This window comes from Acinetobacter sp. AG1 (genome assembly GCF_001005525.1).
Classification (GTDB): domain Bacteria; phylum Pseudomonadota; class Gammaproteobacteria; order Pseudomonadales; family Moraxellaceae; genus Acinetobacter; species Acinetobacter modestus.
Genome location: NZ_LBMZ01000101.1, coordinates 1 through 18,383 on the forward strand (window position 1 = coordinate 1; position 18,383 = coordinate 18,383).

The window sequence follows — 18,383 nt, forward strand, 5'->3', positions numbered from 1 at the left end:
CTTATCCGCGATTCGGGTTAATTTAAAGTTTTAAAATATTATTCATTCAATGAATGACGAACTTTAAAATTACACTTTTATTATTCAATATTATCACCATCAATAATGTGGTGGTTTATTACTCATTGGATCAAAAGGCGCAATCCCTTCCGATAAATCAGAAGATTCAACTCGACGATATAAAAGTTGCATTTGTTTTTTTAAAATTGCAATTTCTTGAGTCTGAATTGCGAGCTGTTGATTTAATTGTTCAACTAAATCGTCTAAAAATGCAATTCGGACTTGCAAATCTTCAATGGGTGCGGACAATGACGCGTGATCATCAAATTTTTGTGGTTTAGTCATTTCAGACCTCATCTGAACTCTTAGGAAACATTATGGCCTACATTACTTTAAGGGATGTCCATCTCGCATTTGGCGGACCTGCCCTACTCGACGGCGCGAACTTTAACCTAGAACGTGGCGAACGAGTCTGTTTAATTGGTCGTAATGGCGAAGGCAAGTCTACTTTATTAAAACTGATTGAGGGAAGTTTATTACCTGATACAGGTGAAGTTTCGATTCAAAATGGTTTAACTGTTTCAATGTTAGCCCAAGACGTGCCTATGGATTCAGGCAAAGTGGCCGATATTGTTGCTGATGGCGCAGGTGAAGCTGCAACCGTACTCAAAGACTACCATGAAGCAAGTGATGCCTGTGTATTAGGCGATATGGAAGCTTGCGATCGTATGGGCATGTTGCAGCATAAACTCGATCAGCTCGATGGTTGGGCACTTGAAAACAAAGTAAATACGATTTTAGGTAAAATGGGGCTAGATCCAAATGCAGATTTAGCAGATCTATCAGGTGGACGTAAGCGTCGTGTGCTCTTGGCACGTGCCCTACTTACCCAACCTGATGTGTTATTACTGGACGAACCGACAAACCATTTAGATGTAGAAAGTATCGAATGGTTAGAAAAGTTCTTACTTGATCAAAATAATCTAACTCTTTTATTTATTTCACATGACCGTTCATTTGTAGATAGCATTGCAACACGTATTGTTGAACTCGATCGAGGTGTTTTACGTGCCTATGAAGGCAATTATTCACGCTATTTAGAGCTCAAAGCTCAGCAAATGGAAGCTGAAGAAAAACAAAATGCTTTATTTGATAAAAAATTAGCTGAAGAAGAAGCGTGGATTCGTCAAGGCATCAAAGCACGCCGTACCCGTAATGAAGGCCGTGTCCGTGCCTTAAAAGACTTACGTGAACAATCTAAAGCACGTCGTTCACAGCAAGGCAAGGTCAGTATGGCGACACAAGAAGCTCATCGTTCTGGTAAGTTAGTGTTTGAGATTGAAAATCTAAGCGTCAGTTATGGTGAGCAACCGTTAATCAAAGACTTCTCAGCGATCGTATTACGTGGTGATCGTATCGGTTTAGTCGGCGATAATGGTGTGGGTAAAACCACCCTGATCAAAGCGATTTTAGGTGAAATCGAACATAGCGGTGCGGTGAAAACCGGTACTCAACTGGAAGTGGCTTATTTTGACCAACTGCGTAATGCACTTGATCTTGAAAAAACCGTGATGGCCAACGTGTCTGAAGGTTCTGATTTTGTCGATGTGAATGGTAACCGCCGTCATATCTATAGCTATTTACAAGATTTTTTATTCTCACCAGAACGTGCCCGTACGCCAGTCAAAGCACTGTCTGGTGGTGAGAGAAACCGTATCCTATTAGCAAAACTGTTACTCAAGCCATCAAACTTGATCGTGATGGATGAGCCTACTAATGACTTGGATATGGTGACACTTGAGTTGCTTGAAGAAATGCTGTCTGACTACAAAGGCACTTTGTTACTGATCTCGCATGACCGTGCTTTCATGGACAATGTTGTGACTTCGACTTGGGTATTCGATGGTAAGGGCAATATTGATGAGTACATTGGTGGCTATCAAGATTACTTGGAACAACGCCCTGACCAAAAAGTGGTTGATCAGAAAAGTGATGTGAAAAAAGCACAAGCCAAAGCCGAAGCAGCGGCTGCCGCAGCATCAGTACCGAAGAAGGTCAAGCTGAGTTATAAAGATCAGCGTGAGTTAGAACAACTCCCTGCTGAGATGGAAAAGCTAGAAAAAGAACAAGCCGAACTTTCAGCAAAACTTGCAGATGGTTCTTGGTTTGTCTCTGACGCTAATACTGCAACTTTAGCGAGTCAACGTTTAGCAGAAATTGAAGAATCTTTGCTTGAGAAATTGGAACGTTGGGACATCTTAGAAAATATGTCGAAAGGCAATTAATCAGATGATGAGCATCTATCATTATGTGGATAGATGCTCTATTAAAATCCAATGAATGCTTAGATTTCAAAATCATCTTTTAATGACTGATAAATATTAAAATTTTCATCATCAAAACAAACAAAAATTACTTCTTGGACTGACTGACTTTGTTTTAACTCGTCATTAATCACTTTAAATGCGATTTGAGCAGCAAGCCGTTTAGGAAACCGATAAATTCCTGTTGAAATATTTGGAAAGGTAATTGTTTTTAAACCCAGATGATCAGCGAGTTTAAAACTATTACGATAAGCATTTTCTAATAAAATTGGTTCGTTTTTCTCACCATTTAACCATGTTGGTCCAACAGTATGGATCACATATTTTGCTGGTAGATTTCCTGCGGTGGTTATCACCGCTTCACCTACTGCACAACCACCCTGTTTGGCACGGATTTTTTGGCACTCTGCCAAAATCGCGGCTCCCCCGCGACGATGAATTGCACCATCCACCCCACCTCCACCTAAAAGCGAGGTATTTGCTGCATTGATGATAGCTTCCACTGCGATTTGAGTAATATCTCCCTTACGTATGCTTATCTGTTTCAACATGGTCTCCTGATCAAAATATTTATTTATCTATACACAAAAAGGCTGTGCTTTATCTTTTAGATTTAAAGTCGTAAAACCGACTTCATGTTACACTGCTTCAAAATTCAATATCATTCATATTTCTAGTTTATGAGCCAACAATCGTCTTATATTCCTGGTGAGTTTCAATGGGAATTTTTACTCCCTAAGTATTGGAAAATCTGGATCGCCATCACTTTTCTCATGCTCTTAGCAATCTTACCTTGGGCAATTCAATGGCGCTTGGCACATGGTTTAGCCTCATTATGCTGGCACTTGCTCAAATCACGTCGAAAAACCACAATCAGAAATTTGGAAGTTTGCTTCCCTGAATGGTCTCCTGTTGAGGTTGAAGCACAAGCAAAACAAGTGTTTGTCGACATGATGTTGGGGGTATTTGAAACATTAAATGCTTGGTATTGTCCAAATTGGTTTAAAGGACGCCATAGTATTGAAGGTCTAGAGCACATCAACTCAGCCAAAGCACAAGGCAAAGGTATCTTATTGCTAGGTACACACAGTACTTTATTGGATGCCGGTGGTTATATTTGTGCTCAATATTTTGAGCCTGATGTGGTCTATCGTCCTCAGAATAATCCGATGTTGGATATGCTGATTTATCGTTGTCGCGCAACCATTTATCAACAGCAAATTGATCATGATGATATGCGTGGCTTGGTTCGTCGCTTAAAAGATGGCGGTGCGATTTGGTATAGTCCAGACCAAGATTTTGGCTTAAAACAAGGTGTCATGGCGCCTTTTTTTGGTGTTCCTGCTGCAACTGTTACTGCACATCGTCGTCTATTAAAAATCTCCAAATCTGTTGCAATCCCGCTTTATTTTTATCGTTATGGCGATGTTCGTAATCCACAATACAAAGTTCTGATTGAGCCTATTGTTGAAAATATGCCGAGTGAAAATGAACTCGATGATGCAATTCGGGTGAATAGAATCATTGAAGCTCAATTGCGTATCGCACCAACTCAATGGATGTGGTTTCACCGTAGATTCAAAACCCGAGCAGAAGGTTACGAGAAAATTTATTAATATTTAGAGAAGATTAAAACCCGAGTTTCGCATCCTGCAAAACTCGGGCAAATGAGGTTGTGCTTTCACGTCATTTTTATTATCTTGCTTCCATCGCATGCATCATATCCTTGATGCGTTTTCCATCTCAGCGTCGCTATCCTTAATCGGAAATCCTTTCCTGCGTCCTTGTGCTGATGTATTTAGAATAAACCTTTTGATCAAACTCGACTATTCGCCGTAGACTTAAATCAATGTACGATATTGCTTACATCACGATATTTGCCATTTCATTCTATTGAGTCACTTATAAGGCTGAGCCAATTCATCTACAACTTGTTTGTGCTCTTGTTCTGCTTTTTCTATACCATCCCGAATCGCCTCTTCAGCCTCTTGTTCATCTTCAGCGCTTTGTTCTAGTTCTTTCTGCTGTTGCTCAAAAATACGACCCGTCTGTAAAACGACATAAATTGGAAAATGATCAGAACCTATATGAGATAAACGTTTCATTTCCACTAAGCCAAAGTCAGTACTATGAAAGATATGGTCTAAAGACCAACGTAAAAGCCGATAATCTGCGTGGAAAGTATTCATGAAATAGCGACCTACCCGTGGATCTAGCAAACCACTGATTCGTTGAAATAATCGCGTGGTGCGTGACCATGCCACATCATTAAGATCCCCCATGACAATACAACTTTCATCCAAATCTTTTATTCGATCGCCAATAATTAAAAGCTCAGCATCTCTTAAAGTTGAATCTTTGGCTTCAGTTGGGCTTGGTGGTTTAGGGTGCAAACAATATAACTGTACTTGGATACCTGAACGTAATGTTACCGAGGCGTGAATAGATGGAATTTCATCGCTTAAAATAAATTTAATTTCAGAATCATCTAAACATAAACGGCTATACAAATGCATGCCATATAAATTATCCAATGGCACTGCAACACGATAAGGATATTGTTTTTCTATAGACTGTAATGCATCTTGCCAATTCTGATCGGACTCTAATGTCAGTATTAGATCTGGTTGTAAATCATCAATATGTTTCAATAATAAATCATATTGATGATTAGGTGTAAGTACATTAGCAACCAACAAAGAAATTTGCTGTTCTGGATTTAATTGCTCTTGTTTCACCTGCTGAACTTGTTTACGCCATATTGGCGTGTAAGGCAAAACCATTTTTAATTGGAATGCGACCGCTGCGATAAGCCCCAAAAGCAGTACTTCTCGCGTTAAAGTCCATTCTGTTTGCATAAATAGCAAACCCAATAGGGCGATTATTCCTATTGCCAATATTTGCAAACGAGGAAAATCTGCACCGCGAAACCACCATTCATCACGAGGAATCAAGGACCATAGGCTCAGCCAAATAACCAGTACCGCACAAAATTCGATCCATATCATGTTAATTGTACTCTTAGGGTTATCTTGGATTTTTTAAAGAAGTTATAGCTTTATCAATTTTTTATCTAATACAAACAAGTTATTCCACTCAATAAAATTATCGTTTTATTTACGTAAAGCTTGCAGTTGTGGTCGCTTTTGATACACTCAAACCCCTTTAAAGTTTTTTACATACCGAGGCACAATGACATGAAAGTAGGTCTGGTCGGTTGGCGTGGGATGGTTGGTTCTGTCCTCATGCAACGTATGGTTGAAGAGAATGATTTTGCTCACATTGAGCCATTCTATTTTTCTACCAGTAATGCAGGTGGCGAAGCACCTTCATTTGGTGGTAAGACTGCACCAGCACTTATGGATGCGTCCGACATTAACAGTCTGAAGCAAATGGATGTCATTTTAACCTGTCAAGGTGGTGATTATACATCTGAAATTTTCCCTAAGCTGAAAGCTGAAGGTTGGGATGGTTACTGGATTGATGCTGCCTCTACACTACGTATGGCAGATGATGCAATCATCGTACTTGATCCAGTCAATTTAAACGTGATTAAAGATGGTTTAGTCAACGGCACTAAAACTTTCGTTGGCGGTAACTGTACCGTTTCTTTAATGTTGATGGGTTTAGGCTCTCTGTTCCAAAATAATTTAGTGGAATGGGCAACTTCGATGACTTATCAAGCAGCTTCTGGTGCGGGCGCGCAAAACATGCGTGAATTGATCACTGGAATGGGCTATTTATATAACAATACTAAAACGTTATTGGATGATCCAAAATCTGCAATTCTTGATATTGACCGTCAAATTGCCGAGTTGCAACGTGGCGAAGGTTTTCCAAAGTCTAACTTTGGTGTGCCATTAGCAGGTTCATTGATCCCATATATCGATAAACAGCTTGAAAGTGGTCAATCAAAAGAGGAATGGAAAGGTCAAGTTGAAACTAACAAGATCTTAGGCAATCAACAGATTGTTCCAATTGATGGTCATTGTGTTCGTATTGGTGCAATGCGTTGTCACTCTCAAGCCATTACTTTGAAGTTGAAAAAAGATGTTGCGCTTGATGAAATCGAAGATATGATTCGTCAATCAAGCCAATGGGCGAAAGTGGTTCCAAATACCCGTGAAGCCTCTATGACTGACCTTACTCCTGTTGCTGTAACTGGTACTTTAACAGTTCCAGTTGGTCGTTTACGTAAGCTCAATATGGGTAAAGAGTATTTAGGCGCATTCACTGTGGGTGACCAATTACTTTGGGGTGCTGCTGAACCTTTACGCCGTATGCTTCGTATTTTGGTTGAATACAAGAACGCTTAAGCAAAAACATTTAAAAAACAAAAGCCGATCACATTTGATCGGCTTTTGTTTTTTATCAAACATGAATATTTTACAATTCATTTACATCACGGTAATGTATACTTTTGAATTGACTAAAACATCACTTTTTCATGGATCGAGATGACTGTTTATAACAAATTAAAAGTTGCCATTTTAGCCATCATTTCTTCGCAACACCTTTATGCGATTACACTCGATCCATTGCAAATCCAATCTGCACCTGGTGAATTACTCTACGCAGAAATGAGTTTTCATCAAGCCGATCCTACCGCAAAATTAGATGTAGGCTTAGCAACACCTGAAGATCTTTTAATGATGGGCGCTGCTCATCAGCCTCCGAGTGGCCTAAATTTTTATACACGTCGTAATTCACAAGGTGAAGGGGTGATTGTTATTACCTCTACACGTCCAATGACAGACAGTGAACTTAATATTATTCTTAAAATACAAGAAAGTGGTGCAGCACATTTAAAGCATATTAAGCAGCCTATAGGACAAAGTTCGAGAGCGATATCCGCTAAAGCAGCTGCAAATGAAAAAACGCTTTCACCTAAATATATTGTCAGTGAAAAAGATATTGCACTCAATTTGCCCGAAAGCACTCGCTTCAGTTCACCAATTGCAACAAATGCAAAAGAGCTTAATTTAAAGCAAGAAAATTTATTAAATGTTTCCTCAGCTTTACCACCAGTATTAAATAGCTCACAATCAAAGCAAAGCTCTCCAATAGCAATATCCGTTGTTACAACGCCGATGTCGAGCCAGAATCAGGACACTGTAACTGCAAAAATTAGCCCTAAAATCGAAACAAATAATATAAATACGACTGCACCAGTAAAAATTGAATCAAATCCAACTCCTACCATAACTAAAAAGCCTATTGTTCAAGTCTCAGCTCAGCCAGTTCAAACTGCGAGTCAACCACCAACACCAATCGAAAAAGAATCAAAACCACTTGACACAAAACCAGTTGAACCACAAGAAAAAATTAAAAAACAACAACCTACGCAAAATACACAACAAGTTAAAAAGAAAGCACCAGCCACAAATAGCAACTCCATGACTGCATCTAATAACTCAGCTCAACAGCATGTCGTGCAGCGTAACGAATCTTTATGGAGTATTGCGCAACAAATCGCATCACAAACACAACAGCCTGTTGCTAAAGTTATGAATCAGATCAAAGCACAGAATGAGCATGCTTTTATTGGTGGCAACGCAAATCGTTTAAGACAAGGGTCTCGTTTAAATTTCAATCTAAATACAACACCATCTCGTCAAAATACAGCTATAAACCAAATAGCAGCACAGACAACGCATCCTCGATCAGGTCAAGCCAAATATCGCCTGCAGCAAGCTGAAATGTCACTGATCGCTGAAAGTAACCAAGATTCAAGCAATGGAAGTGCGAAAAAAGACACATTACAGCAAAAAACCAGTGCAGATTTATCATTAAAAGTTATGACAGCACGAGAAAAAACCGTTACATTACAAAGAAACGTAACACAGTTAGAATTGGCATTACGTAACAAGGAACAACGTATTCAGCTATTAAATGCTCGGCTTGCAGAGTTACAAGATCAGTTGAAAGTGCAGCAGGAAACTAAAAAGCCAACACGCTAGGTTACGAGAAGATTCTCATAAATTTGCAACAAAGCGGCTCTATCTTTAAGGGGTATAGATCATGTCAACTATAATAATTGTACTGCTAATCGTCGTATTAGTTGTTGCAATCGTTTTAAAAAAACGCAGTGACAACCAAACTACTGCAACATCTAAAAAAGGTGCTACAGCAAAATCAGCGAAGAAAGCAGCTACAACTAAAACTTCACGTACGACATTAGCACGTGAAGAACAAGAATCTGTTCCAGCCGCCGCAACCGCGATTCCAGAGTCTTTACGCCAGAAAATTGAACAGCAAATTCAAAGCGGCAATTATCAAAGCGCAGAAGCACAAATCAATCAGATTTTAAAACAAGATAACTCCCAACATGAGTTATATTTATTTCTCCTTGATATTCACTTAGCTCAAAAAGATGATTTTGCAATTGATCAATTGATCAAACATATTCATGCTTTGAAACTTGATGATATTGCTCAAGCTGCTGAAGCAAAACAACGTGAATACGAAAAAAATAAACAACCTGATGCAATTGAGTTCAGTTCAAGCTCAAGCCATTTCCAGCAAACCAGTACATCAGATAGTTTAGCAAAAGAGCAAAACAACGCAGATTTTGACGCTTTAGCCGCATCAAAAACGTCACAATCATTTGATGACTTACAATCTGGATATGTTGCACCAGCAGAAGAAGCTAAACCAGTTGAACAAGTCCCAGAAGTTCAGCCATTAGATTTTAATTTTTCCTTTGAGAAAAAGGAAACAACTGAAGCTGCGCCAACAATCGAGCAACAAGAGAATAAAGAGCCTGCTCCTTTAGAATTCTCATTCAATTTAGATGCTGCACCTGCAACCACTCCTGTAGTTGAAGAAGCAAAACCTGAATTAGATTTCAATTTTTCAAACTTAGAAGTTACAGAACAAAAAACTGAAGCAGCACCAACGTTAGATTTTAGTTTTGAACCGACAGAAAACAAGCAAGTTGAAGTTACAGAAATAGTTACGGAATCAGTTGTTGAACTTGAACCTGTTCAAACCACGCCTCAAACTACATCTGTTGCAATCAATGACCCTCTTGTACAATCATTTCCTGATTTACAAAAACTTGATGAAGCACAGCTCAATCTAGAACTTGCTGAGCAATATATTGAATTGGGCGCTTATGATTCTGCACGTGAATTATTAAAAAATAGCCCATCATTTAATGCAGAGCAACAACAACATTCACAAAGTTTACTGAATAAAATAGCTTCCTGAATTTGATCGGTCTAATATAAGCAGTCTCTCAGACTGCTTTTTTTATGATGAAAAAAATCGCTTTAATTTATATGGGTGGCACGTTTGGTTGCGTTGGCGAACCATTGATGCCGATGCCAGAACAGGATTTTTTACCTTTACTTGCTAAGATCATTCCACCTCATTTACAGGTCGAATGCTTCGCTGCACCAAGTATCAAAGACAGTAGTGCCTGCACCGCAACGGATTGGCTAAAGTTAGTACAACAAATCCAGCAATTGCAACTCAATAGTTTTCAACATTTTGTCATTATTCATGGGACAGACACATTAAGTTACGCTGCAGCAACACTTGCTCGTTTCTTGGGACATTCTTGTCATGCCATTATTACAGGTAGCCAATACCCATTATTGAATGTTGAAGGCAATGATACCCGTGAATTTACAGATGCCAAAGGCAACCTATATTTAGCATTAGAGCAAGTTCTCTCTTTGCCAACTGGTGTTTATCTGGCGTTCCATGAACAAGTTTTTCACGCACAAACGACCTTAAAAGCACATACCACTGAATTGGATGCTTTTGTCGGTGTTAAAGCAGATCAAAGTTGTCAAACCACAGCAGATTCTCTTGTTGTTCAAAATGAATATATTCAGCAAGCAACTGAACTCAGCATTTTAAATTTAATGTTGCAACCGATTGCAAAAGAACAACTCATACTACAATTAAAAAATATTCTGCTTAACCCACCAAATTTCTTGATTCTACAAGGATTTGGCACGGGAAATATTGCAGTAAATGACGAAATTCTGATGCTGTTTGAGCAACTGTATCAAAAAAAATGTCTGCCTATTATCAGCACCCAAGTGACCTTTGGGCAACTAGATCAACGTTATGCCGTCAGTTCATGGATTCAATCTGCCAAAGTTTTAATCAATGATTGCCATAGCCATGCTGATTTATATGCAAAAGTCTTGCAAATCTATTTAAAATATCCGAGCCACGAACAATGGTTCGCGAATTGGCATCAGCATTAATATTTGAGGTTAAAACATGCAACGTTATGCAATCGGTATTGAATTTTGTGGCACGCAATACCGTGGTTGGCAAACCCAGCAGGCTGGCGTTGTAACTGTTCAGGAAACCATCGAGAAAGTGCTGAGCCGTATTGCTAATGAGCCCATTATTTTGCATGGTGCTGGACGAACTGATGCAGGTGTACATGCAACTAATATGGTAGCTCATTTCGACACCGAAGCCATTCGACCAGAACAAGGTTGGATTCGTGGTGCCAATAGTCAACTTCCAAAAGATATTTCAATTCAATGGATTAAATGCATGGATGAGAACTTCCATGCACGGTTTAAAGCGATTGCACGACGTTATCGCTACATAGTGTATAACGCTCCGACTCGTCCTGCCTTGTTACATAAACAGGTCACCCACCTTTATCAGACGCTTGACGTACAAAAGATGATTACTGCGGCAGCAAAATTTGAGGGAACGCATAACTTCGAGACCTTCCGAGCTGCTGCCTGTCAATCCAATCAACCCATACGTCATGTAAAACACTGCCGTCTATTTGAGCATGGACGCTATTTAGTATTAGATATTCAAGCCGATGGATTTTTACATCATATGGTACGGAATATCATGGGATGTTTACTAGAAATCGGACAAGGTATGTACGAGATTGATCATATCGATACCATGTTTGCCGCAGAAGACCGTACGGCTGCAGGCATCACCGCCCCACCTGATGGTTTATATTTTATTCAGTCCTATTATCCTGATGAGTTTGATTTACCACAGCTGCCTTTAGGTCCCCAATGGTTAAATCTGCCTGAATAAAAAAAGCCTTATCGGGAGATAAGGCTTTTTTCTTAGAAAAATTAACGCTGTTTACGCTTACGATATTCGACAGGGGTTTCATTCGTCCAACGCTTAAATGCACGATAGAACGTACTTGGTTCAGAAAAACCCGTTAAATACACAATTCTTTCTACACTTTCATTGGTATTCGCCAATAATTTCTTCGCTAGACGGCAACGATAATCTGAAAGGATTTGCTGGAAGCTCGTATTCGCCTCGCTAAGCTGTGTTCTTAAGCGTCGTGGCGTGATGCTTAATTGAGCGGCAACTGTTTCCAAAGTAGTTTCACCACTTTCTAAAGTTGAACCAATCGCGCGGCGAACTTCACCAACCAAATCATACCGTGCAAGCTCTTGTAATTTCTCAATCGCTAGTTGTTCATGTAATTGTAGTAGTTCTGGTTCAGCTTGCCACAATGGGTAATCAAGCACTGCCACATCAAAATAAAGACGTGTCGCTTTTTGTCCTAAGCTAACAGGGCAACCATACACTCGGAAATATTCATCATCATCAGCACCATCACTAAAATTAAAGTCGATGTAAATTGGCTGAAACTGACCTTCAGTAATAAATTTAAAGAAACGTAAGATGCCTGACATAGCACATTCAGAGAAATGGCGATTGACTAAATTATCTGACCAAAACTGTTCACCATTGGTGAGATAACAACGACCATCTTCAACTACGAGTTTTGCATCAAAAGCATCACTGATCAGACGCTGATAAGCTAAAGCTCGTTTTAGACCCTCACCAAATGTTTCACTACTAATAAATAGATGCTCAATCACCTGACCACGATAGAGTGGTAAATGCTCACCTAAATGCAATCCAATATCAGGATCATTGCTGACTTCCTGTGCAGCAATCCAAAATGCATTTTGCGCACTTAATGGCGTTCTGGCATTGGTATCAATTTGATTTAGCGCTACCCCTGCTTTTGTTAGAATCTCTTCAGTTGGCAATCCTGCTTTACGAATTGCCTGATAACCAAAGCGCAATACAACTGATGCATCTGTTAACTGACCCACGCAGTGCCCTTCCCTGTAGATACGTTCTTGTAACAATAACAACAATTTTAGATTAACGTTGATTGACCAAACTGACAACAATATTCTGCTTCTTTTGTTAAAAAAAATTGTCAATTGTCCGACAGTTTTTATTAATAAAGATCTAAAAGGTTTACATAAGCTTCACCTTGTAAAATTCAAATAAATTGACTATAATTTGCCCCTTTCCAATTTGATCATCAGGTAGGCTATGGCCAATAAAGAGGAACTCATTGAGTTCGAAGGCGTTGTCACCGAAACGCTTCCTAATACGATGTTCCGTGTACGTTTAGAAAACGGTCACGAAGTTATTGCTCACATTTCTGGTAAAATGCGCAAACACTATATCCGTATTTTGACGGGTGACAGTGTAAAAGTAGAAATGACACCTTATGACTTAACAAAGGGTCGTATCACTTATCGCGCGCGCTAAGAGATTCGTGAATGCAAAAAAGCCACATTTTGTTTGTGGCTTTTTTTATGCTTGATTCTTATTACTCACTCAAACGTGTTGTTTTACATCCTACCGTTTGACACTCACGCAATCTTTCCTCTAACCAATGATTACGCTCTTGTGTTGTCGTAAGTCTACATTGCACGCTTACGCTATTTTTTTGATCATCAGTACATTCTGCATCTCGATGATGAATCCATGCGAGCTGGGACTTTTTAAGAATCTTTTGTTGTGTCTCATTGAGTTGGTGACGTAATTGCTGGTAATTTTTATTTAAATCAGCATCAGCACTCGCATAAATTTTATTCGTGCAATAAATATCATCATACGTATTGCGTGCCTTATCACAATTATCTGCATGACTGAATGTTGCTAAAGCGCCACACATCAGTCCAAATATAAATTTGTGCATCAAGTTTTCTCAATCGCTTAATATGCTATCTATCTAAGCACATTTGAACTTAATTGAATATTGCCTAAAAATAGACTAGTTTGTATATTTTTATCAATTCACACAAATGAACTCGACACCAACATAATTTAAGGATTGAATAAAAACAGATGAGAGGATAAGGATTGATCAAAATGAAAAAAATTAAGTATTTGTTATTTCTAATCATATTATCTTTACAAGCATGTACCACTGCATACCAAAATCGAACCAGCCTACCTGATTATTTACAACCTTTTATTGGGCAATCTGCAACCATAATCCAACAGCAGTTCGATTTAAAACCTCTAGGTTTTCAGACTATCGCCCAACCAATCAAACAAAGCAATCAGCTGATTTACAGTGTCATTCGCCCAATTCGTATTCCTATTCCTATTGCTCAATCGGCTGAACTTGGTGCTCAAAATATACCAATTCAAAGTGCTGGGAATGCAGATAGTACTTATGATCTCAATTTAAAATGTCACATCATTTTTGAGCTAGACCAACAACAAATTGCTCGCTCTATTCGCTATGAAGGCAAGGCTTGTTAGTTCACTTATATACATTAAGTTATAAAAAAACGCAGCTTAAGCTGCGTTTTTAATTGGCTATAACACTTAGTTAAGTGCTGAAACTACAGCTTCACCCATAGCATCTGTACCAACTTTTGTCATGCCTTCAGACATAATATCTGCTGTACGCAAACCTTGATCTAATACTTGACCTACAGCATCTTCAATTGCTTTTGCTGCAGCTTCTTCACGGAAGGTATAACGTAACATCATCGCAACTGAAAGAATAGTTGCCAATGGATTAGCAACATTTTGACCAGCAATATCTGGTGCAGAACCATGACATGGCTCATACATGCCTTTGCCATTTTCATCTAAAGATGCAGAAGGCAACATGCCGATCGAACCTGTCAACATTGCTGCTTCATCCGATAAGATATCACCAAATAAATTACCTGTGACGATCACATCAAACTGCTTTGGTGCACGCACTAACTGCATCGCAGCATTGTCAACATACATATGTGAGAGTTGAATATTTGAATATTGTGCTTGCTGTAAATCAGTAACCGTTTGCTTCCACAATTCAGTCACTTCCAATACATTGGCTTTATCAACCGAGCATACTTTGCCACCGCGCAAGCCTGCTAGCTCAAATGCAACTTTGGCGATACGCTTGATTTCACTTTCTGAATAAACATCAGTGTTATAACCTTGTTTTTCGCCATTTTCTAATTCGCGAATACCACGTGGTTGACCAAAGTAGATCCCCCCCGTTAATTCACGAACAATTAGGATATCCAAACCAGCAACGATTTCTGGCTTTAAACTTGAAGCATCAGCCAATTGTGGATAAAGAATCGCAGGACGTAAATTTGCGAATAAATTCAATTCGCTACGAATTTTAAGCAAACCACGTTCTGGACGAATCGAACGTTCAATGGTATCCCACTTAGGGCCACCAACCGCCCCCAATAAAATGGCATCAGCATTTTTAGCTTGTTCGCTTGTTACAGCTGGATACGGTTCACCGTGAGCATCAATTGCTGCACCACCCAGTAAACCTTGTTCCCATGTCAAACCTAAATTAAATTTTTGATTCACCTTAGTTAGTACTTGCTCAGCTGCACCAACAATCTCAGGACCGATACCATCGCCTGCTAAAATTAAAATATGTTTAGACATTTATTCTTCCAGTTTCATATATGCAGCTTTCATACTGCAAGCCGATTAAATCTTTTTCTCAACAAATTCACCCAAACCTGTGCTCACATCATATGGGCGACAGAATCGACGAATCGTATGCTGTTCTTGTTGCAAATCAACACATAAGGGTTCAGGTATAGAAACATTTAATAAACTACCCGAACGATATGCACGGTCTCGGTACATTTTAAAGGTATAGCTTTGATGCGGCTTGAACGCATGAATCACATGGAAGGTTTCAGCTCGGTCTGGTGAAATAGGATAAAAGCGAATGACTACTTCATATTGTTTGGCTGGTACATTTAAGTAGACTTGTTGTTTTCTACTAAAAACCGAACCATGCAATCGTACAATCCCTCGCTCCATCGCCTGTTGGCTAATACGGTGCGATTTGGCATCGATCACGGCAATGTCATTGATTCGTTCAAACTCACAATTTTCGACGCCTGAACAATACAAAGTTGCATTTTCCGCTTTATTGCCTACTGTATTTTGGGCAATACGAACCTGATCAACCATATTCGTAGAATTCTGACATGCGGTTAATGTCATACCAACACCTAAACACAGCAAAATACTGCGAGCGAGTCTTCTTTTCATTATTCAAGCCCAGTCCTATATCATGCAAACATGCAAGCGAATATATCTACTCGCATGTTAACAAGAGTTCCATGTCTGCGCTATGGCTATATTTAAAATGTACTAAAACATTAAGCTATGTTTATATTGATGAAATATAAATAAAACTTAAGCTTCTATCTCTTGAAACACCCAAGGACGTACTTGTTTTGCCTTGGCTTCAAAAGCGCGAATATCATCTGCCACTTGTAAAGTTAAGCCAATATCATCCAAACCATTTAATAAGCAGTGCTTACGGAATGGATCAATTTCAAATTTAAATGCTTCACCTGTTGGTGTGCGCACTTCCTGAGCTTCTAAATCGATGGTCAATTGATAACCTTCTGTTTCAGCACATTCCATAAATAACTGATCAGCAATCTCTTCAGATAAAATCACAGGCAACATGCCATTTTTAAAGCAGTTATTAAAGAAAATATCTGCAAAGCTTGGTGCAATCACTGTACGGAAACCATACTCATTCAAAGCCCAAGGTGCATGCTCACGACTAGAGCCACAACCAAAGTTCGTACGTGCCAATAAAATCGTTGAACCTTGATAACGCGGTTTATTCAACACAAATTCAGGGTTAATTGGACGTTTGCTAATATCTTGCCCTAAATAGCCTTCATCTAAATAACGCAATTCATCAAATAAGTTGTCGCCAAAACCTGTGCGTTTAATTGACTTCAAAAACTGTTTTGGAATGATTAAATCAGTATCAACATTTGCACGATCTAAAGGTGCAACAATACCTTGTTCTACAGTGTATTTTTTCATGATTTTGCTCCTTTAGAATGAACGTACATCAACAAAATGACCTGCAATTGCAGCCGCTGCAGCCATTGCTGGGCTCACTAAATGTGTACGACCACCGTTACCCTGACGACCTTCAAAATTACGATTCGAAGTAGATGCACAATGTTCGCCTGGTTGTAATTTATCAGCGTTCATTGCTAAGCACATCGAACAACCTGGCTCACGCCATTCAAAACCAGCGTCTAAGAAAATTTGATCCAAGCCTTCTTGCTCTGCTTGTTGCTTCACCAAACCTGAACCCGGAACGATCATCGCCTGTTTAATACTAGATGCAACTTTACGCCCTTTCACGACATCTGCCGCAGCACGAATATCTTCAATACGAGAATTGGTACATGAACCAATAAAGACACGATCCAATTGAATATCAGACAACGCTTGACCAGCAGTTAAACCCATATATTGATAAGCACGAGTCCAGTCATTACGCTGAACATCATCTTTTGCTTGTTCTAAAGTCGGTACTGCTTGCGAAACAGGGATCACCATTTCTGGAGATGTTCCCCAAGAAACTTGTGGCTCAATCTCAGCACCATTCAATACGACTACTGCATCAAATACAGCATCTTCGTCTGAATGTAAGGTATTCCAGTATTCTACGGCTTGATCCCACTGCTCGCCTTTAGGCGCATAGTTACGATCTTTGACATAAGCAATCGTTTTGTCATCGACAGCAACCATACCTACGCGCGCACCAGCTTCGATTGCCATGTTACATACGGTCATACGCCCTTCGATCGACATATCACGGAACACTTGACCACCAAATTCAATGGCATAGCCTGTACCACCAGCCGTTCCAATTTTGCCGATAATCGCTAAAACAACATCTTTCGACGTCACGCCTTTGCCTAATACACCATCAACACGAACAAGCATGTTTTTCGATTTTTTCTGTACTAAACATTGAGTTGCTAACACATGCTCAACTTCTGACGTGCCAATACCGTGCGCTAAACAACCAAATGCGCCATGTGTAGCTGTGTGTGAGTCACCACAGACCACTGTCATACCCGGCAAAGTTAAACCTTGCTCTGGTCCTACCACGTGGGCGATACCTTGACGAATATCATTAATACCAAATTCAACGATATTAAAGGTCTTACAGTTATCATCTAAAGTTTGAACTTGGATACGAGATGTATCATCTTCAATTCCAGCAATGCCTTGCTCACGCTCTTTTTTAGAAGTTGGAACGTTATGGTCAGGTGTTGCGACATTAGCACTTAAACGCCATGGCTGACGATCAGCAAGTTGTAAGCCTTCAAATGCTTGAGGGCTAGTCACTTCATGTAATAAATGACGATCAATATAAATCAAGCTTGAACCATCATCACGTTGCTTAACTAAATGGTCATCCCATAATTTGTCATATAATGTCTTGCCTGCCATGTCGTCGCTCTCCAACGTGCTTGTCATAGGACTGGGTAACTAAATCTTAAATTTATTATAGCAATGCTTTCACATAAATCTAATTTATCATTTTTATTAGTTATTAAACTTTTTGGAATAAATAATTCATTTGCGCATCAATTTTTTTCACTAAAAGAGATAAATCCTTATCTATCTAAAATTTCGATCATCGAGAGTAGAAATTTCTTTTTTACTTTTTAAATGATAATCATTATTATTTAATTAAATAGGATTTGAAACGGTGAGCGATATGGCAAACATTCAGCAATTCGTGATTAACAATCAACGGACTTTAAAAAAAACCTTGAGTTACTACATCATGCATATTAGTGTTGCGATGATAGTTGCCTATATGATTACTGGGAATTTGATCATGGCTGCAACCTTGAGTTTAATTGAACCGACCGTACAAGCTTTTGCCTTTTTCTTCCATGAAAAAGTTTGGAATTATTTCTAATTTTCCGCTTCAATATCTGAGCACCTATTTTAAAGTTATTT

At 39.1% G+C, this 18,383-nt stretch carries 19 protein-coding genes; 10 read left to right on the forward strand and 9 right to left on the reverse strand.

Going from position 1 to position 18,383, the window contains the following annotated elements; translation table 11 throughout:
- Nucleotides 1-99 precede the first annotated feature (99 nt).
- Nucleotides 100-345, reverse strand: coding sequence for a SlyX family protein (locus AAV96_RS05690; RefSeq protein ID WP_004659082.1), 246 nt, complete (start codon nt 343-345; stop codon nt 100-102).
- 32 nt (nt 346-377) lie between these two features.
- On the opposite strand from AAV96_RS05690, the gene AAV96_RS05695 reads away from it, so the two are divergent.
- Nucleotides 378-2,285, forward strand: a complete 1,908-nt coding sequence (locus tag AAV96_RS05695; protein ID WP_046738625.1) for an ATP-binding cassette domain-containing protein — start codon at nt 378-380, stop codon at nt 2,283-2,285.
- A 59-nt stretch (nt 2,286-2,344) separates the two neighbouring features.
- On the opposite strand, the gene AAV96_RS05700 is transcribed toward AAV96_RS05695, so the two are convergent.
- Nucleotides 2,345-2,875 carry an O-acetyl-ADP-ribose deacetylase gene (locus AAV96_RS05700; protein ID WP_046738626.1) on the reverse strand — a complete coding sequence of 177 codons (531 nt, stop codon included), beginning with the start codon at nt 2,873-2,875 and terminating at the stop codon, nt 2,345-2,347.
- A gap of 129 nt (nt 2,876-3,004) precedes the next feature.
- Here AAV96_RS05700 and AAV96_RS05705 point away from each other — a divergent pair, with 129 nt between their 5' ends.
- Entirely contained in the window at nt 3,005-3,940 is a 936-nt protein-coding gene (locus AAV96_RS05705; RefSeq protein WP_004659087.1) for a hypothetical protein, read from the forward strand.
- 282 nt (nt 3,941-4,222) lie between these two features.
- Here AAV96_RS05705 and AAV96_RS05710 read toward each other — a convergent pair whose 3' ends face one another.
- Nucleotides 4,223-5,332 carry an endonuclease/exonuclease/phosphatase family protein gene (locus tag AAV96_RS05710; protein ID WP_046738627.1) on the reverse strand — a complete coding sequence of 370 codons (1,110 nt, stop codon included), beginning with the start codon at nt 5,330-5,332 and terminating at the stop codon, nt 4,223-4,225.
- Nucleotides 5,333-5,521: 189 nt separating this feature from the next.
- On the opposite strand from AAV96_RS05710, the gene asd reads away from it, so the two are divergent.
- The 5 genes from asd to truA all read left to right on the forward strand — a co-directional run bounded on the left by asd (nt 5,522) and on the right by truA (nt 11,363).
- Complete coding sequence (gene asd, locus AAV96_RS05715) at nt 5,522-6,640, forward strand: aspartate-semialdehyde dehydrogenase (RefSeq protein WP_004659097.1); 1,119 nt, start codon at nt 5,522-5,524, stop codon at nt 6,638-6,640.
- 141 nt (nt 6,641-6,781) lie between these two features.
- Nucleotides 6,782-8,284 carry a FimV domain-containing protein gene (locus tag AAV96_RS05720; RefSeq protein ID WP_046738628.1) on the forward strand — a complete coding sequence of 501 codons (1,503 nt, stop codon included), beginning with the start codon at nt 6,782-6,784 and terminating at the stop codon, nt 8,282-8,284.
- Nucleotides 8,285-8,345: 61 nt separating this feature from the next.
- Nucleotides 8,346-9,536, forward strand: a complete 1,191-nt coding sequence (locus tag AAV96_RS05725) for a FimV domain-containing protein (protein WP_046738629.1) — start codon at nt 8,346-8,348, stop codon at nt 9,534-9,536.
- Between the two features lie 44 nt (nt 9,537-9,580).
- A complete protein-coding gene (locus AAV96_RS05730; protein ID WP_171249125.1) occupies nt 9,581-10,549 on the forward strand; it encodes an asparaginase domain-containing protein in 969 nt (322 codons plus the stop codon).
- 16 nt (nt 10,550-10,565) lie between these two features.
- Nucleotides 10,566-11,363: a tRNA pseudouridine(38-40) synthase TruA gene (gene truA, locus AAV96_RS05735; RefSeq protein ID WP_046738630.1), complete on the forward strand. Its 798-nt coding sequence runs from the start codon at nt 10,566-10,568 to the stop codon at nt 11,361-11,363.
- Between the two features lie 41 nt (nt 11,364-11,404).
- Here truA and AAV96_RS05740 read toward each other — a convergent pair whose 3' ends face one another.
- Nucleotides 11,405-12,412 (reverse strand): AraC family transcriptional regulator, encoded by a 1,008-nt coding sequence (locus tag AAV96_RS05740; protein WP_004659105.1) that lies wholly within the window; start codon nt 12,410-12,412, stop codon nt 11,405-11,407.
- Nucleotides 12,413-12,641: 229 nt separating this feature from the next.
- Between AAV96_RS05740 and infA the strand changes: the two genes are divergently transcribed.
- Nucleotides 12,642-12,863: a translation initiation factor IF-1 gene (gene infA, locus AAV96_RS05745; RefSeq protein ID WP_001284370.1), complete on the forward strand. Its 222-nt coding sequence runs from the start codon at nt 12,642-12,644 to the stop codon at nt 12,861-12,863.
- A gap of 61 nt (nt 12,864-12,924) precedes the next feature.
- Here infA and AAV96_RS05750 read toward each other — a convergent pair whose 3' ends face one another.
- Nucleotides 12,925-13,296 carry a lysozyme inhibitor LprI family protein gene (locus tag AAV96_RS05750; protein WP_004659107.1) on the reverse strand — a complete coding sequence of 124 codons (372 nt, stop codon included), beginning with the start codon at nt 13,294-13,296 and terminating at the stop codon, nt 12,925-12,927.
- A gap of 173 nt (nt 13,297-13,469) precedes the next feature.
- Between AAV96_RS05750 and AAV96_RS05755 the strand changes: the two genes are divergently transcribed.
- Nucleotides 13,470-13,868, forward strand: coding sequence for a hypothetical protein (locus AAV96_RS05755; protein ID WP_046738631.1), 399 nt, complete (start codon nt 13,470-13,472; stop codon nt 13,866-13,868).
- A gap of 66 nt (nt 13,869-13,934) precedes the next feature.
- Here AAV96_RS05755 and leuB read toward each other — a convergent pair whose 3' ends face one another.
- From leuB to leuC, 4 genes are all read right to left on the reverse strand, one after another.
- A complete protein-coding gene (leuB, locus tag AAV96_RS05760; protein ID WP_005218467.1) occupies nt 13,935-15,014 on the reverse strand; it encodes a 3-isopropylmalate dehydrogenase in 1,080 nt (359 codons plus the stop codon).
- A 45-nt stretch (nt 15,015-15,059) separates the two neighbouring features.
- A complete protein-coding gene (locus AAV96_RS05765) occupies nt 15,060-15,635 on the reverse strand; it encodes a hypothetical protein (RefSeq protein WP_004659113.1) in 576 nt (191 codons plus the stop codon).
- Between the two features lie 147 nt (nt 15,636-15,782).
- Nucleotides 15,783-16,433, reverse strand: coding sequence for a 3-isopropylmalate dehydratase small subunit (gene leuD, locus AAV96_RS05770; protein WP_046738632.1), 651 nt, complete (start codon nt 16,431-16,433; stop codon nt 15,783-15,785).
- Between the two features lie 12 nt (nt 16,434-16,445).
- Nucleotides 16,446-17,864, reverse strand: a complete 1,419-nt coding sequence (leuC, locus tag AAV96_RS05775) for a 3-isopropylmalate dehydratase large subunit (RefSeq protein ID WP_004659116.1) — start codon at nt 17,862-17,864, stop codon at nt 16,446-16,448.
- A 271-nt stretch (nt 17,865-18,135) separates the two neighbouring features.
- Here leuC and AAV96_RS05780 point away from each other — a divergent pair, with 271 nt between their 5' ends.
- The gene (locus AAV96_RS05780) at nt 18,136-18,342 is read left to right on the forward strand and encodes a DUF2061 domain-containing protein (RefSeq protein WP_004674543.1); all 207 of its coding nucleotides are present in this window, start codon (nt 18,136-18,138) and stop codon (nt 18,340-18,342) included.
- Nucleotides 18,343-18,383: the final 41 nt, after the last annotated feature.

Coding starts and splice junctions, on each gene's coding strand:
- AAV96_RS05690 (WP_004659082.1), bottom strand. CDS start 345: ATGACTAAACCACAAAAATTTGATGATCACGCGTCATTGTCCGCACCC.
- AAV96_RS05695 (WP_046738625.1), top strand. CDS start 378: ATGGCCTACATTACTTTAAGGGATGTCCATCTCGCATTTGGCGGACCT.
- AAV96_RS05700 (WP_046738626.1), bottom strand. CDS start 2,875: ATGTTGAAACAGATAAGCATACGTAAGGGAGATATTACTCAAATCGCA.
- AAV96_RS05705 (WP_004659087.1), top strand. CDS start 3,005: ATGAGCCAACAATCGTCTTATATTCCTGGTGAGTTTCAATGGGAATTT.
- AAV96_RS05710 (WP_046738627.1), bottom strand. CDS start 5,332: ATGATATGGATCGAATTTTGTGCGGTACTGGTTATTTGGCTGAGCCTA.
- asd (WP_004659097.1), top strand. CDS start 5,522: ATGAAAGTAGGTCTGGTCGGTTGGCGTGGGATGGTTGGTTCTGTCCTC.
- AAV96_RS05720 (WP_046738628.1), top strand. CDS start 6,782: ATGACTGTTTATAACAAATTAAAAGTTGCCATTTTAGCCATCATTTCT.
- AAV96_RS05725 (WP_046738629.1), top strand. CDS start 8,346: ATGTCAACTATAATAATTGTACTGCTAATCGTCGTATTAGTTGTTGCA.
- AAV96_RS05730 (WP_171249125.1), top strand. CDS start 9,581: ATGATGAAAAAAATCGCTTTAATTTATATGGGTGGCACGTTTGGTTGC.
- truA (WP_046738630.1), top strand. CDS start 10,566: ATGCAACGTTATGCAATCGGTATTGAATTTTGTGGCACGCAATACCGT.
- infA (WP_001284370.1), top strand. CDS start 12,642: ATGGCCAATAAAGAGGAACTCATTGAGTTCGAAGGCGTTGTCACCGAA.
- AAV96_RS05750 (WP_004659107.1), bottom strand. CDS start 13,296: ATGCACAAATTTATATTTGGACTGATGTGTGGCGCTTTAGCAACATTC.
- AAV96_RS05755 (WP_046738631.1), top strand. CDS start 13,470: ATGAAAAAAATTAAGTATTTGTTATTTCTAATCATATTATCTTTACAA.
- leuB (WP_005218467.1), bottom strand. CDS start 15,014: ATGTCTAAACATATTTTAATTTTAGCAGGCGATGGTATCGGTCCTGAG.
- AAV96_RS05765 (WP_004659113.1), bottom strand. CDS start 15,635: ATGAAAAGAAGACTCGCTCGCAGTATTTTGCTGTGTTTAGGTGTTGGT.
- leuD (WP_046738632.1), bottom strand. CDS start 16,433: ATGAAAAAATACACTGTAGAACAAGGTATTGTTGCACCTTTAGATCGT.
- leuC (WP_004659116.1), bottom strand. CDS start 17,864: ATGGCAGGCAAGACATTATATGACAAATTATGGGATGACCATTTAGTT.
- AAV96_RS05780 (WP_004674543.1), top strand. CDS start 18,136: ATGGCAAACATTCAGCAATTCGTGATTAACAATCAACGGACTTTAAAA.